19 protein-coding genes and 1 pseudogene are annotated in these 14238 nt (G+C 64.2%); 10 read left to right on the top strand and 10 right to left on the bottom strand.

The annotated features are described in order from the left end of the window. Nucleotides 1-11: 11 nt before the first annotated feature. The 3 genes and pseudogenes from BXU08_RS20210 to BXU08_RS15405 all read left to right on the top strand — a co-directional run. Nucleotides 12-578 (top strand): hypothetical protein, encoded by a 567-nt coding sequence (locus BXU08_RS20210; protein WP_216352878.1) that lies wholly within the window; start codon nt 12-14, stop codon nt 576-578. A 23-nt stretch (nt 579-601) separates the two neighbouring features. Next, on the top strand, nt 602-1126 hold the full coding sequence (locus tag BXU08_RS15410) for a hypothetical protein (RefSeq protein ID WP_216352877.1): 525 nt from the start codon (nt 602-604) through the stop codon (nt 1124-1126). A 7-nt stretch (nt 1127-1133) separates the two neighbouring features. Then, a pseudogene (locus tag BXU08_RS15405) lies at nt 1134-1421 on the top strand (phosphomethylpyrimidine synthase ThiC); the annotation flags it as partial. 45 nt (nt 1422-1466) lie between these two features. Here the strand turns inward: BXU08_RS15405 and BXU08_RS15400 are convergent. The 3 genes from BXU08_RS15400 to BXU08_RS15390 form a co-directional block, all read right to left on the bottom strand. Then, nucleotides 1467-2669, bottom strand: a complete 1203-nt coding sequence (locus BXU08_RS15400; RefSeq protein WP_216352876.1) for a hypothetical protein — start codon at nt 2667-2669, stop codon at nt 1467-1469. Nucleotides 2670-2892: 223 nt separating this feature from the next. After that, nucleotides 2893-3177 (bottom strand): type II toxin-antitoxin system RelE/ParE family toxin, encoded by a 285-nt coding sequence (locus tag BXU08_RS15395; RefSeq protein ID WP_077510856.1) that lies wholly within the window; start codon nt 3175-3177, stop codon nt 2893-2895. After that, complete coding sequence (locus tag BXU08_RS15390; protein ID WP_171982539.1) at nt 3167-3430, bottom strand: type II toxin-antitoxin system ParD family antitoxin; 264 nt, start codon at nt 3428-3430, stop codon at nt 3167-3169. The genes BXU08_RS15395 and BXU08_RS15390 overlap by 11 nt, the downstream gene beginning before the upstream one ends. Before the next feature lie 165 nt (nt 3431-3595). Between BXU08_RS15390 and BXU08_RS15385 the strand changes: the two genes are divergently transcribed. Next, entirely contained in the window at nt 3596-3934 is a 339-nt protein-coding gene (locus BXU08_RS15385; protein ID WP_077510855.1) for a hypothetical protein, read from the top strand. Between the two features lie 205 nt (nt 3935-4139). Here the strand turns inward: BXU08_RS15385 and BXU08_RS20480 are convergent, their stop codons facing one another. From BXU08_RS20480 to BXU08_RS15360, 6 genes are all read right to left on the bottom strand, one after another. Continuing rightward, entirely contained in the window at nt 4140-4265 is a 126-nt protein-coding gene (locus BXU08_RS20480) for a hypothetical protein (protein ID WP_290439628.1), read from the bottom strand. 94 nt (nt 4266-4359) lie between these two features. Then, a complete protein-coding gene (locus tag BXU08_RS15380; RefSeq protein ID WP_077510854.1) occupies nt 4360-4671 on the bottom strand; it encodes an alkylphosphonate utilization protein in 312 nt (103 codons plus the stop codon). Nucleotides 4672-4698: 27 nt separating this feature from the next. Further along, nucleotides 4699-5094: a DUF2141 domain-containing protein gene (locus BXU08_RS15375; protein WP_253190390.1), complete on the bottom strand. Its 396-nt coding sequence runs from the start codon at nt 5092-5094 to the stop codon at nt 4699-4701. Then, nucleotides 5054-5833: a sterol desaturase family protein gene (locus tag BXU08_RS15370; protein WP_077510853.1), complete on the bottom strand. Its 780-nt coding sequence runs from the start codon at nt 5831-5833 to the stop codon at nt 5054-5056. The genes BXU08_RS15375 and BXU08_RS15370 overlap by 41 nt, the downstream gene beginning before the upstream one ends. Nucleotides 5834-5848: 15 nt before the next feature. Continuing rightward, the gene (locus BXU08_RS15365; RefSeq protein WP_376787780.1) at nt 5849-6400 is read right to left on the bottom strand and encodes a DUF2585 domain-containing protein; all 552 of its coding nucleotides are present in this window, start codon (nt 6398-6400) and stop codon (nt 5849-5851) included. A 23-nt stretch (nt 6401-6423) separates the two neighbouring features. Continuing rightward, nucleotides 6424-7014, bottom strand: coding sequence for a TetR/AcrR family transcriptional regulator (locus tag BXU08_RS15360; protein ID WP_077510852.1), 591 nt, complete (start codon nt 7012-7014; stop codon nt 6424-6426). A 77-nt stretch (nt 7015-7091) separates the two neighbouring features. Between BXU08_RS15360 and BXU08_RS15355 the strand changes: the two genes are divergently transcribed. From BXU08_RS15355 to BXU08_RS15335, 5 genes are all read left to right on the top strand, one after another. Further along, nucleotides 7092-7706 carry a glutathione S-transferase N-terminal domain-containing protein gene (locus BXU08_RS15355; RefSeq protein ID WP_077510851.1) on the top strand — a complete coding sequence of 205 codons (615 nt, stop codon included), beginning with the start codon at nt 7092-7094 and terminating at the stop codon, nt 7704-7706. Nucleotides 7707-7820: 114 nt separating this feature from the next. After that, nucleotides 7821-8981, top strand: coding sequence for a lycopene beta-cyclase CrtY (gene crtY, locus BXU08_RS15350; protein WP_077510850.1), 1161 nt, complete (start codon nt 7821-7823; stop codon nt 8979-8981). Further along, nucleotides 8978-10456 carry a phytoene desaturase gene (locus BXU08_RS15345; protein WP_077510849.1) on the top strand — a complete coding sequence of 493 codons (1479 nt, stop codon included), beginning with the start codon at nt 8978-8980 and terminating at the stop codon, nt 10454-10456. Before crtY ends, BXU08_RS15345 begins: the two co-directional genes overlap by 4 nt. Then, on the top strand, nt 10453-11034 hold the full coding sequence (locus BXU08_RS15340) for a TIGR00730 family Rossman fold protein (RefSeq protein ID WP_077510848.1): 582 nt from the start codon (nt 10453-10455) through the stop codon (nt 11032-11034). The genes BXU08_RS15345 and BXU08_RS15340 overlap by 4 nt, the downstream gene beginning before the upstream one ends. Beyond that, nucleotides 11031-11984, top strand: coding sequence for a phytoene/squalene synthase family protein (locus BXU08_RS15335; protein ID WP_077510847.1), 954 nt, complete (start codon nt 11031-11033; stop codon nt 11982-11984). The genes BXU08_RS15340 and BXU08_RS15335 overlap by 4 nt, the downstream gene beginning before the upstream one ends. 71 nt (nt 11985-12055) lie before the next feature. Here the strand turns inward: BXU08_RS15335 and BXU08_RS15330 are convergent, their stop codons facing one another. Next, nucleotides 12056-12295 carry a hypothetical protein gene (locus BXU08_RS15330; protein WP_077510846.1) on the bottom strand — a complete coding sequence of 80 codons (240 nt, stop codon included), beginning with the start codon at nt 12293-12295 and terminating at the stop codon, nt 12056-12058. A 92-nt stretch (nt 12296-12387) separates the two neighbouring features. Between BXU08_RS15330 and BXU08_RS15325 the strand changes: the two genes are divergently transcribed. Further along, nucleotides 12388-14208 carry an ABC transporter ATP-binding protein/permease gene (locus BXU08_RS15325; RefSeq protein ID WP_077510845.1) on the top strand — a complete coding sequence of 607 codons (1821 nt, stop codon included), beginning with the start codon at nt 12388-12390 and terminating at the stop codon, nt 14206-14208. Nucleotides 14209-14238: the final 30 nt, after the last annotated feature.

Below are 14238 nucleotides of genomic sequence, written 5' to 3'. Positions count from 1 at the left end.
TCACCTCCGGAATGGACGAGCTTGCCCCCAAAACCGATACAAACCTGATAGCCTGCGCAGCAAGGCAACCGGGAGATGACGCAATGACACGGGCATGGCGGCTGTTGGTCGGAGCGTCGCTGCTGCCCGGCGCGCTCGTCGTCGCCCCCGGCACGCTGGCGCAAAGAGTCATCTTGTTGGGCGCGCCGCCGATGCCCTTCAAATTCTCCCAGATACGATCCCGGGAGCATGCCGACAGGCTGCTAGCCTTCGGATCGCTGGTAAAGATCTATCTTTTCCCCACCAACCTGGGCGGGGACGACGATCCGCGCAACATCGTCTACGTCACGCCCGACGCCGCCGAAGCGCACGCCGCGATCGTCGGCAGGCTCCGCCGCTTCGTGCAGGGGCATGAAGAAAACGAGCTGGAAATCCGGCCCGAATATAAGGGCGGCAGCATCGTCCCCACCCGCATCCACTTCATCGCCAGTCACCGCAGCGGCGGAGAGCGGTTCGAGGAAGAGGTGAGGGTCTGGCAATGCGATGCACCGAGACCGCGCACTGTTGCGACGCACGTCAACAATGCGGAGCGCTGTTGACCCGAAGGGGCGGGGAGAGGGCAGTGGCAGATCGAGGCGAAAGGGCAGGTTGGCACCGCCGGACCGGGGTGTTGCTGTGCACGGCAATGGCGCTGCCGCTTCCTCTGTTGCCGGCGACCGCCGCGCGCGCTCGTCAGCAGACCGTCCCGGCATTTGCCGCGCCCGATTTCTCCACCATAACCACCCGGGCAGAAGCGGCCAGGCTGGCGCGCAAACACGTGCTGGTGCGGATCCAGTTCTTCCCCACCGAACTGGGCGGCCCGAAGAGCAAGGTCAATACCGGCTATGTCACGCTTGAAGCCGCCGCGTCGCACGCGCGGCTGGTCGAAATGCTGGCCGCCTATGCCGAACGCGGCCGCATCGACCGGCTCGAGATCGTGCCCGAATATAAGGGCGCCAGCGTCATCCCGAACCGCATCCGGATGACCGCCACGCACAGCCGCACCGGCGAGCGCCACGAGCGCTCGATCGAGATATGGGACTGCGGCTTCTGCCCCCCGCTCGACCCCTTGCCCGATCCCGACGGGGTGCGCGATGTAACGGCGTGATAACCGCGCCGAGGAATATCACGACCAGACCCTCCCCGCCGAAGGCGCCAAGACCGCGCATTTCTGCCCGATGTGCGGCCCCAAATCTGCGCGATGCAGATCAGCCAGGAAGTCCGCGCCTTCGCCACCAAGCAGAACCAGGGCGTGGAGGCCTTCATCGCCACCGGCCCGACCGGGGCGGAGACGGCAGCGGCGAGCAAGGCCGCGGCGCTCAAGGGGATGGAAGAGATAAGCCGGGTGTTCAAGGAGACCGGCGGCGAGTTGTATATGGGGGCTGGGGCCGGAGCACGATTGAGGGCTTGGGTTGCCCTATTGTCGAGCGAGGCGCACTCGCAAGCAATCACCCCGTGCCGTCTGAGGGGAAAAAGATAGAAATTGGACTATCGACCGAATCGGGGTTTTCTAATGCTCGACGCACTTGCGTCGCAATTTCAGCGCGATAAGCATCAAGTTTTGGGGTAAGTGTATAAATACTAGTGGTATCGATCGTTATGGTGCGGACTTGGTTCACGTCAAACGGTATCGTGTCCAACGAGCGCATTATTTGGACGACGGGCTTTTTAAGCATATGGCGTACCGCTAGTTCGTAAAATACATTTGGATTATGGTATGATAGGTCTGCGATAACTAATCGAGCTTTCATGAGATACTCGATTACCTGCTTCGTAATTACACCTGGACGATCGATTTTATCTGCTCTGACCACTGTAAGTTTGAGCGATTCCAAGGCCGGCTCAACAATCGACCCGAGGAAAAGATCTGAGTGCTGCCGTTGCTCGGCCCCCTCATGGCCGATTGGCGTGATGTAAAACGCCATGCTCTCAAAGTGGGCCTGATCAGACGTCATCAATTCCGTACGGGCGGGAAGCTCTGTGGCGTGACCGGACAGACTGCCACTTGTTGGCAACTCCTCTAGAAGATGATCAACAGTTATAATCCGATCAGCGCCAGACAACGTTTGCAGAAGGCCAGTAAAGCGAAGGTTGACTACAAAGGTATCTACCGCTTCCTCGGCGGCGTCCGAAGATACGCCAAGCTCCTTAGCGGCATCAACCATGGCAGCCTTGGCGGGTAACTTTAAAGACTTAAAGCGTTCGTAAAGGCCTTTGAAGGGCTCGACGCCCATGATAGCTAATTCGATCCTAGCACGTGCGCGCTCACGGGACTGAATTTGATCGTCCGCTGCCTTTTTTCCGTCAGGCGTGAGTTCAAGCAGCTCAGCCTGATAGCTACCTTTGATCAGTCCATATTTTCCGGCGTTAGTGATTAACTGCCGGCTACCACCGCTTTCCGACGATTTTCCCATGTGATTAAAAAGAGAAACTCTGCGGACCGGCTGCCCCGCGCCAAATTCCAGCAATTGCTTTGCGAATTCAAGAGGTTCTTCAAAATCAGAAGCAGGAAAATTTCTCACAGTCCGGGTGCGCTTTGCTTTCGCTGCGATACTGGCGGAAGCTGCAGCTTCTGGTCGCTTAGCAGTTGTCTGCACCGACTTTGCTGCCTTAGGTTTCGCAGGAGTGGCCGGGCCATTCGTATCGCTCATCAACTCGCCCCTATTAGATCATAACGTGAACGTTACTTTGCATTGATCGTTAACGCAATGCGGAACGGGTTCGATAAGGATGTCACCGCAGTTACGGCAGCAGTACCTTTACGGCTGCAAAATTCCCCAAACCTCAACCACCTGCAACGCCTCCAACACTCACGGAAACTGAATCAGCTTGGAATTCCGGGACACAATACCTACTTCAGACTTCTTACTGCCCTCAAAGCCACTGCTCGACATCCATCGCCTTGTGCAGGATGCGCACAATACGGATCGTCTCGCCATCGACGGTGTAGAAAAGCCGGTGCTGCTGGCAGCCAAGCGATCGAACGCCGGCAAGCTCTGGCCGCACTGCGCCGATTTCGGGGAAATCCAGCACCCGACGAAATGCCTGTTCCACTGCATCCAGATACGCGATCGCGCGGGGGACGCCGAACTGTGCGACGCTATAGTCGCGAATATCGTCGAGATCGGCCTGAGCCTCGCGGCTCAGCTCAAGCCGCATCCGCGCTCCGCGCCGCCGCGCGCAAACCGTCGCGCATTTCGTCCAGAAGCTCGAACGGATCGCGCTCGCTCACGCCCGACGCCAACCCGTTGTCGATCGCGGCTCGCAGCGCCCGCAGCTTCTCCGCATGTTCCTGATCCCGCCGCACCAGATCACGCACATAGTCGCTGGTGCTGCTGTAGCGCCCCTCGGCGACGCGCTGTTCCGCCCAGCCCTTGAGCTTGTCGGGGATCGAGATGTTCATCTGCGCCATGCCGGCTTTATACGATTTTACGCTAAATTTGCCAAGCTGCCGAGATTGCCGACTAGCCTTGTCGCTCTCGGCAGTGATATGCCCAACGAAGGGCGACTTGCGCCTGCTGCCCTGAAGGCGCCCACCCACTTTCAATGTAGGATTTGATCTGCTCCATCCTTGTCGATGGAAAACCAGCATCCCCGCAATCCGTCCGCGCGCGATGCCGCGCCCGCATTTTCGCCCCAGCCGAGGTCCGCGCGTCCGCCCCGCGGGCAATGGACGCCCGCCCGGCAGCGCATCTTCCTCGCCGCGTTGCTTGAAACCGGCAGCGTCGCGCAGGCGGCGCGCGCCGCGGGCATGTCGCAGTCGAGCGCACACGGCCTGCGCCAGCGCCTCGCCGGCACGCCGTTCGATCGCGGCTGGGATCAGGCGCTCGCGGTATATGCCCGGCGGATGGCCGATCCGTTTGCGTCGGATGCGCCGCCGGCGCGGCAGGCCGTCGCCAGCGGGGCGCGTCGGTGACGCGTCGCCGTCGCCGCGCAGTCGCGATTCGTCGCGCCAGTGTCGCGGCAGTGTCGTTTAGTGTCGCGTCGGCGTCGTTTAGTGTCGCGTCGGTGTCGCCTCACGGTCCGTTCACCGCTCGCCCCCGAGGGGGCAGCGCGTCAAATCACGCGAATCCGTCAAGTTCGTCAATCTGTCGCACCGCTGCCGGCCCGGTCGGCGGGCCTCAGCCCTTGAGGTTCACCATCGCGACGGGCTTGTCCTTGGTCGATGCGTTGGCGGCGATCGTCTTGACCTTCTCCGCCTTGGGCTTGCGGACTTCCTTGTTCGATTTCTTCTGGCTCTTGGCCATCGCCTGTCCTTCGGGAGCGAAAGGCCCCGCGCCACCCCTTAGGCCCGTCGGCACTGCATCCGCGCATCAATTCGTGCGCGGGCGTTGGCCGGGCTCAGCGCTTCCGCACGAACTCCGCGCGCAGCACCAGGCCCTTGATGCCTTCATATTTGCAGTCGATTTCCTGCGCGTCGCCGGTCAGCCGGATCGACTTGATCAGCGTGCCGCGCTTGAGCGTCTGCCCCGCGCCCTTGACGGTCAGGTCCTTGATCAGCGTCACCTGGTCGCCGTCGGCAAGGAGATTGCCCACCGAATCGCGCACTTCGATCTGGTCGCCGCCCGCGCCGTCCCTGGCCTTCGCCTCGGCTGCGCTGATCCATTCGCCGCTGGCTTCGTCATAGACGAAGCTGTCCTCTTCTTCTGCCATGGGGCCGCCTTAGCCGTGCGCGGGCACTCAGAGCAAATAGCGCATCCGGATCTGCTGGGCCTCGCCGCCGGGTCCCACTGCGAAGCGCGCGGCGGCGAAGCGCGGCGGGCCGAAGCCGATCCCCGGGTTGCGCGAAAAGCCGAAACCTTCCTTGGGAATGCCCAGCATCGTGTCGAGCTTGGCGTTGGCATTGGCATCGTGGATCACGGCGACGGCATAGTCGCCGGGTGGCAGGTCTTCGAAGCGGATGCGCGGCACCGCGGCGGACCATGTCCGCCGCATGCCGCCGGCGCCGCTCTTGCAGTCCGGGAACGCGCCGGCATCGGCGGTCAGGCAGAGCTGGATCATGCCCTTGGCCGAGCGCAGCCCGGTGATCTCGATATCAAGGCTGGCGTGGGGTGGCGTCGCCCCCGGCAGCGCCACCAGGCACAGCGCGGCCGCCGCGATGCGCGAAATCGCCGAGACCGTGGTCGGTGCCGCAAAGCCGGTCCCAGAAGCGAAAGTAGAGACCATAATTGCATCCATAGAGCTGGTGGTGGCGCTGATGATGGCTCGCGGTGATCAGCCATCCGCCCAGGGGCCCACTGTGGACGAACCGGGGGAAGATCTCCCAGCCCATGTGGTTGGTCACTCCCATAACGGTCATGATCGCCAGCACCAGCCCCAGCGCGCCGATATGGATCGGGATCAGGAAGACGAGCAGCGGGATGACGACGGCGCCGGTCAGCGCCTCCACGGGATGGAAGCTCATCGCCGCCCAGGCCGTGGGCGGGCGGCTGGCATGATGGACGGCATGGGCGATGCGGAACCAGCGCGGCCGATGCATCAGCCGGTGCGTCCAGTAGAACCAGGCATCGTGCGCTATCAGGAACAGCAGCACCGACACCGGCAGATACCAGAGCGGCCAGGCGTCGACATCGGCATAGATCCGCGTCCAGCCATGGTTCTGCCAGCCCCAGGCAACCACGCCGGCGGGCACGCCATAGATCGCCGCCGAGGCGAGGCTCCAGCCGATCTCCTTGCGGATCTGCTTGTCGAGCCCGGTATAGAGCGCCGGATGCCGCAGCCGCGTCGCAAAGGCGAACGCGCCCGAGGTGACGAGGTAGCGGACGCCGACGATCAGCGTCATCGCAATTGCGGAAAGGAAAGGGGCAAGGGCCATGTGCTGCGCTCTACACTAGCCGCCTTGCCATGTCCTGACGGCATCGATCGGCCAGACCAGCATCAGCACGTTGAGCGTCAGATTGTCGCGGATCAGCGCCAGCGTCCCCAGTTCGAACAGCAGCGCCAGGGCGATCGTCGCCCAGGCCGGCAGCCGCGAGGCGAGCACGAAGCCCAGCGCCATCCAGCCGATATCGGCGAGCGAATTGACGATGCTGTCGCCCGAATAGCCGAGCGCGATCGTCGCCTCGCGATAGCGGTTGATGATGATCGGCGAGTTTTCGAGGATTTCCCAGAATCCCTCGACTGCAACGGCAAAGGGCAGCGCCCAGCGCCGCGTCCGTCCGCGGAGAGCGAAATGCGCAGCGGCGTAGAACAGGAAGCCGTGGATGATGTGGCTGAACGTATACCAGTCGGACAGGTGCTGGCTGTTCTCGCTCGAATGGACATCGCCGTGCCACAGCTTGATCGTGCCGCATTGGCAGATCGGCGGCCGGTCCATCGCCAACAGAATGACGGCCACGGCCAGCCCGACGAGAATCGCCGCGACTACCGCGCCGCGCGAAATTCGCAGCGGCGGACGCAGCGCGCTCAGGATTCGGCTCCGGCGATCAGCGCGATGCAGTCCTGGGCGACCTGTTCCAGCTCGGCGCGCGACGCCCCACCCCGCGCGCGAACGCTGAGCGAATGGAGCACCGAGGCGACGAGCCGGCCCTGTGCCTGCGGCGCAGTGCTGCCCGCCGCGGCGAGCAATTCGGCGATGCGTCCGTCCTCGATCGCAAGGAACGCCGCAACCTTCTCGCGAACCGCCGGGTCGGACGCGGCCTGGGTCGCCGCGGTGTTGAGGACAAGGCACCCCTCGGGCCCATCGCTGCCCGTCAGATACAGTTCGATCCCGCCGAGCAGGATGCGCTCGAGCAGTTCGCGCAGCGGCAACTTCGCCTCGCCAAGCCGCAGCAATTGCCGCTCGATGCGCGCGGAGAGCCGCTCGATCGCGGCAAGGTACATCGCGCGCTTGTCGCCGAACGCAGCGGCAAGGCTGGGTCGGGCAAGCCCGGTCGCCGCGGCGAGGTCGTCGAGCGATGTGCCGGCATATCCGTGTGTCCGGAAACGCTCGGTGGCGCGACCCATCGCTTCGTCGGGATCGAAGCTGCGCGGGCGCCCGCGGACCTTGGTCGTCATTTCTGTGCGATCTCGCAATTAATCCTTGACCTCTCAATTTCTATGCGAGATCGTACATTAATCAAGGGAGGTTGGTAATGAAGCTCTATTTTCGCCCGTTCGCCTGCTCGCTCGCTGCGCGGATCGCGCTCGAAGAGGCGGAACTCGATGCCGAATTCGTGCTGGTGCCCGCTGACGGACATCTGCCCGACGGACGCCATTTCGGCGAGATCAGCCCGATGGGCTATGTCCCGGCACTCGAGACCGGCGCAGGCTTCACGCTCACCGAGGGACCGGCGATCCTCACCTATATCGCCGAATTGGCGCCCGAGGGGTCGCTTAGCTTTACCGGCTTTTCGAACGCGCATTACCGGATGCTCGCCTGGCTCAACTTCACCGGCACCGAATTGCACAAGGGCGTGTTCACGCCGCTGCTCGGCAAGACCGCGGGTCCGGAGGAGCGCGCGGCTGCGCTGGCGCGTGCCGCCAAGCCGTTCGGGGTGCTGTCGCGGCAATTGGAAAGCCGCGATTTCCTCGACGATCGCTTCACCGTCGCCGACGCCTATCTTCTGAGCGTGCTCAACTGGTGCGAGCATGCCGGCGTGGCGATCGCCGACTGGCCGGTGCTGCTCGCCTACCGCACCCGTCTGCGTATCCGCCCTTCCGTGGCCAAGGCGATGGCTGACGAATGGCCCCTGCTCAAGGCCGCCTGACACGCGCTCCGGGAGTGCGACCATCGCTCCACTCCCGCCACACCTGCCCTCTTCGGTGCGAGCCGGGGAGGGTTTTTGTTGGAACGCCGCAGACCCTTGGGCTAGGCCGGGCCGATGTCGGCCACGATCAGCTGCGATCTCGCCATCGTCGGCGGCGGCCTTGCCGGAGGGCTGATTGCGCGCGCGGTGCGCGCCAGGCATCCCGAAGCCGATGTGCGGCTGATCGAAGGCGGCGCGCATATCGGCGGCAACCACCTCTGGTCGTTCTTCGCCAGCGACGTGGCGCCCGCCGATCGCTGGCTGGTATCGCCGCTGATCAGCCATGGCTGGACGCGCTACGACGTTGCCTTTCCCGGCCATGCGCGGACGCTGAAGTCACCCTATTATTCGATCGAATCCGCTAATTTCGAACGCGTGGTGCTGAACGAGCTGCCGACAAACGCAGCCATGGTCGGCCGTGAAGTTCAGGCGGTGAGTGGCACCGCGGTGGTCCTCGCCGATGGCGACCGTATCGAAGCGAAAGGTGTGATCGATTGCCGCGGCGCTGGCGACCTTTCGACGCTGGACCTCGGCTGGCAGAAATTCCTCGGCCGCGAACTCCTGCTGCAACGACCGCATGGCGTCGAACGGCCAGTGGTGATGGATGCCACAGTCGAGCAGATCGACGGCTATCGCTTCGTCTATTGCCTGCCCTTCTCGGCCGACCGGATATTCGTCGAGGACACCTATTACAGCGATACCTCTTACATCGACCCAGCGGCGCTGGGCGGCCGGATCGACACCTATGTCGCCAGACGCGGCTGGGAATTGAAGGACGTCGTACGCGAGGAAGCCGGCGCCCTCCCGGTTGCGATCGGCGGCGACTTCGAAGCCTATTGGCGATCGGGTGGGCACAACGTCGCCAAGGCGGGCGTGCGCGCCGGGCTCTTCCATCCGCTGACCAGCTATTCGCTGCCCGATGCAGTGCGCACCGCGACGCTTGTCGCGAGTGCCGGCACTTTCGACGGGCAGGCGTTGCACGACCTGCTCCACGGCTATTCGCGACGGCTATGGCGTAGCCGCCGTTTCTACCGGATGCTCGCGGCGATGCTGTTTCGCGCCGCCGAGCCCGAGGAACGCTATCGGGTCCTCGAACGCTTCTACCGGCTGGACGAGGAACTGATCGGCCGCTTTTATGCGGCCAAATCGAATCTGGGCGACAAGATCCGGGTGATGACGGGCAAGCCGCCGGTGCCGATCGGCCGGGCGGTGCGCGCGATAACGGGGGTCCAATGAAGAAAGCGGTTGTCATCGGCGCAGGATTTGGCGGGCTCGCGCTCGCGATCCGGCTGCAATCGGCGGGAGTCGATACCACCATAATTGAGGCGCGCGACAAGCCGGGCGGGCGCGCTTATTATTGGGAGCGCGACGGCTTCACCTTCGATGCCGGCCCCACGGTGATCACGGCTCCCGATGCGCTCGCGGAATTGTGGCGCCTCTCCGGGCACGACATCTCGGAAGACGTGAAACTTGTGCCGGTATCGCCCTTCTACCGCCTGTCCTGGCCCGACGGCACAGCCTTCGATTATTCGAACGACGATGCGCAGCTGGGCGCCGAGATCGCCCGGCTCAATCCCGAGGACGTCGCGGGCTATCGCCGCTTCCTCAAATATTCGGCGGGGGTGTACCGCGAAGGCTATGAGAAGCTCGGTCATGTCGCGTTCCTCGATTTCGGCTCGATGGTCCGCGCCGCGCCGGCGCTGATGAAATACCAGGCGTGGCGCTCCGTCTATTCAATGGTGTCGCACTTCGTAAAGAACGAGAAGCTGCGTCAGGCACTGAGCTTCCACACGCTGCTGGTCGGCGGCAATCCGATGACCACGAGCGCGATCTACGCGCTGATCCACAAGCTCGAGCGCGACGGCGGCGTCTGGTATGCCGAGGGTGGCACCAACCGCCTCGTCGCGGGCATGGTCCGCCATTTCGAGCGGCTGGGCGGCGTGATCCGGCTCGGCGATGCCGTCGCCAAGATTCACACCCTCGGCGATCGGGTGACCGGGCTGCGCACCGAGAGCGGTTTCGAGCTAGAGGCCGATGCGATCGCCAGCAATGCCGACATCGTCCACAGCTATCGCCACTTACTGAGCGAGTCCCGTAGCGCCCAGCGCACCGCGGCGAGCCTCGAGAACAAGCGCTATTCGCCCTCGCTGTTCCTCGTCCATTTCGGGGTGCGCGGCAGCTTCCCCGAAATCCCGCACCATTCGATCCTGTTCGGCCCGCGCTATCAGGGGCTGCTCGCGGACATTTACGATCACGGCGTGGTGAGCGAGGATTTCTCGCTGTATCTCCACCATCCCAGCGCAAGCGATCCCTCGGTGGCGCCCGATGGCCAGTCGACCTTCTATGCGCTTGCGCCGGTGCCGCATCTCGGCAAATTCCCGGCCGACTGGAGCGAAATCGGCCCCGTGCTCGAAGAGCGCATCCTTGCTGAAATATCGCGCCGGCTGATTCCCGACCTCAAGGACCGTATCGTGACCAAATTCTCCTATGCGCCGCCCGATTTCGCACACGACCTCAAGGCGCATCTCGGCTCGGGCTTCAGCCTCGAGCCAATCCTCACCCAGAGCGCGTATTTCCGCGCGCACAATCGCGACGATTCGATCTCGAACCTCTATTTCGTCGGCGCGGGCACGCATCCTGGCGCGGGCATCCCCGGCGTGGTCGGCAGCGCCAAGGCGACTGCGGCGCTGATGCTGGGCGACGGCCGGTGAAGCGCCTGGCAGTCTATTGCGGCTCGGCCACTCCCGCCGACCCGGTCTATATCGAAGCCGCACGCATCGTCGGGCGCAGCTTGGCCGAGCGCGGCATCGGGCTGGTCTATGGCGGCGGGCGCCTCGGGTTAATGGGCGCGGTGGCCGATTCGGCGCTCGAAGCCGGCGGCGAAGTGATCGGCGTGATCCCGACCGCGCTGGTCAACGCCGAGGTCGCGCATCGCGGGCTGACCGAACTCCACGTCGTCGATACGATGCACGAGCGCAAGGCGCGCTTCACCGAACTGGCCGACGGCTTCGTCAATCTGCCCGGCGGCACGGGCACAATGGACGAATTGTGGGAGGCGCTGAGCTGGGCGCAGCTCGGCTATCATGCCGATCCGATCGGTCTGCTCAATATCGCGGGCTATTACGACAAGCTGATCGAATTCTGGGAGCATATGGGGACGGTCGGATTTCTGCGGCCGCAGCACCAGGGGCTGCTGCTGATCGACGATCATCTCGACGGGCTGCTTGACCAGATGGCGGCGTTCATACCGACGATCCCGATCATCAAGATGAAGCGCGAAGACCTCTGAGCGGCGGCCTGCCTACGCGCGACGCGATCGTCGCAACTGCGGGTGAGTCGATCGCCCGCGGATCGAAGAGCTTCGCTGCGGCGAGCCGGCTCTTCGATCGGCGAACCCGCGAGCGCGCTTGGCTGCTCTATGCCTGGTGCCGCGCATGCGACGATATCGCCGACGGGCAGGATCATGGCCAGGCCAAGCATGTCGTCACCGACGCCGAGGCCGAGGAACGGCTGGAAGCGATCCGCGTGCGCACTGCAGCGGCACTGGAAGGGCGTTGGGTCGGCGATCCCGCCTTCGACGCGCTGCGCATCGTCGTCGAGGAAACCGGAATGCCGCACCGGCTGGTGTGGGACGTGGTCGAGGGCTTCGCGCTCGACGCGGCAGGCTGGCGGCCACGCAGCGAGGCCGACTTGTTCAAATACAGCTATCATGTCGCCGGCGCAGTCGGCTGCATGATGGCGGTGGTGATGGGGGTTTCGCCCCATGACCAACAAGTGCTCGACCGCGCCTGTGACCTGGGCCTTGCCTTCCAGCTCGCCAACATTGCCCGCGATATCGAGGCCGACGACCGGATCGGGCGGTGCTACCTGCCCGAGGAATGGCTGGTTGAAATGGACATCCCGCCGGGAGAGCATGTGAAGCCGCACTTTCGCCAGCGGCTGACCGTGCTCGCGCGACGGTTGGCGAAATGCGCTGCATGTTACGAGGACAGCGCGCGCGGCGGCACCCTGGCGCTGTCGTTTCGCTCGGCCTGGGCAGTGCTAGCGGCGGCCGGAATCTATGGGGCCATCGCGCGCAAGGTCTCGTCGATCGGCGACCATGCCTGGGATCACCGGGTAACGATCGGCCGCATCGAGAAACTCGGGTGGATCGCACGCGCCTGGTGGCAGGCGCTTCGGCGCAAGCAGCTATATTCGGGGACCGAGCGCCCGGCATTCCTCTGGCAAAGGCCACGCTAGCGCAGGCCCTCACGCAGCGCCGGGTTACGCGCTCTTTCCCGGAGCACTATAGTTGATTGCAGGAAGACGGCCTAGCTGCCGGCCCGCTCGGTTCGCGTCCGGCGGGCATCGACCATTTGCGGCGTCATGCGCTGGCATGCGGCGCTGATCACCGGATAATCAATGTCGGTGTTGCGCTGGAGCGCACCGGGCATTTCCTGCTGGCACGCCTGGATCGAGGTGTATCGGGCGGGCTCGATACGGGCCTGCTGGCACTGCATCGAATCGTCCCCGCAACCCATGATCGCCAGCACATAGAGGACCTGATCCATCGTCCTTCCCTTCGCGGATAAAACGAAGCGAGGCCGCGCACGTTCCGGCAAAACGTTGCATCGCGGCGCCCGGCGCACCAAATCGGGACTTGATGCCTCCCATGAATTCTGAATCCGCGCCCGAGCGGCCGCTGCTCGCGACGATGCGGCGCTTCCTGCCCTATCTGTGGCCGAAGGATTCGCCCGGGCTGCGCGCACGTATCGTGATCGCACTGGTCCTGGTGGTGATCTCCAAGCTGATCCAGGTCTATGGAGCGCCCTTCGCGCTGCAGGGTGCGATCGACCGGATGGCGAGCGGATCGCGCGACGCGGTGTGGCTGGTGACCGCGCTGGTGGTGGGATATGCCGCCGCTCGGCTGGGCGGCGTACTGTTCGACAATCTGCGCAACGCCGTGTTCGAAAAGGTCGGGCAGGACGCCACGCGCCGGCTGGCGTCGGACGTGTTCGCGCATCTCCACCGGCTGAGCCTGCGCTTCCATCTGGAACGGCGCACCGGCGCGATCACCAAGGTGGTCGAGCGCGGCACCAAGAGCATCGATACGATGCTGTATTTCCTGCTGTTCAACATCGCCCCGACCATCCTCGAACTCGGGCTGGTGATCGGCATTTTCTGGACGCGGTTCGGTCATTGGCTGGTGGCCGGCACGGTGACAATGGTGGTTGTTTATATCGCCTTCACCCGTTGGGTGACGGACTGGCGATCGAAGCTGCGCGAGCAGATGAACGACCTCGATACCGGCGCAGTGGCACACGCAGTCGATTCGCTGCTCAACTTCGAAACGGTGAAGTACTTCAACGCCGAAGCGCGCGAGGCCGCGCGCTACGACAAGGCGATGACGTCGTACATGAAGGCGGCGGTCACTTCCGAGAACTCGCTCGCCTGGCTCAACATTGGCCAAGCGCTGATCACCAACGCGATGCTCGGCGCCGGCATGGCGCTGATCGTCTGGGGCTGGAGCACGGGCCGGTTCACCGCGGGCGACGTCGTGCTCGTCTCTACGCTGCTCAGCCAGCTATTCCGCCCGCTGGACATGCTCGGCTGGGTCTATCGCACGATCCGCCAGGGCGTGATCGACATGGGCAGCATGTTCGACCTGATCGATACGCAGGAGGAGATCGCAGATTCGCCCGGGGCGACACCGCTTGACGTCGCGCGTGGGCACGTCCGCTTCGAGAACGTCGAATTCAGCTATGATCCCGACCGGCAGATTCTGAAGGGCATCGACCTCGACATTCCCGCGGGTGCAACCGTGGCCGTGGTCGGCCCCTCCGGCGCGGGCAAGTCCACGCTGGCGCGGCTGATGTACCGTTTCTACGACGTCACCGATGGTCGGATCACGATCGACGGGCAGGACATTCGCGCCGTGACTCAGGCGAGCCTTCGCGCGGCGATCGGCATCGTCCCGCAGGACACGGTACTGTTCAACGACACGATCGGCTACAACATCGCCTATGGCCGCGAGGGCGCCGACTCCGACGAAGTTGCAGCGGCTGCGCGCGGTGCCGCGATCGCCGGGTTCATCCAGTCGCTTCCCGACGGCTTCGACACGCGCGTCGGGGAGCGCGGGCTCAAGCTTTCGGGTGGCGAGAAGCAGCGCGTCGCGATCGCGCGGACGCTGGTCAAGAACCCGCCGATCCTGATCCTCGACGAAGCGACCAGCGCACTCGACAGCCGCACTGAGGCCGATATTCAGGCGACGCTGGAAGCGATCGAGCGCGGTCGCACCACGATCGTGATCGCCCATCGCCTGTCGACCGTGGTCCATGCCGACCGCATCGTCGTGCTGGAAGCAGGCCGCGTCGCCGAGCAGGGCACGCATGCCGAGTTGCTCCGGCACGATGGCCTGTATGCCGAGATGTGGGCGCGCCAGGCGCAGGAACGCGAAGCCGGCGAAGAACTCGCGGCGGAGTGAGGCGCCGCCTTCGCTTATCCTCCTTGGAAT

It is taken from the genome of Sphingomonas sp. LM7 (genome assembly GCF_002002925.1).
GTDB lineage: Bacteria > Pseudomonadota > Alphaproteobacteria > Sphingomonadales > Sphingomonadaceae > Sphingomonas.
Note: the sequence above shows the minus strand (reverse complement) of the source record. Positions and strands in the feature narration are given on the sequence as shown.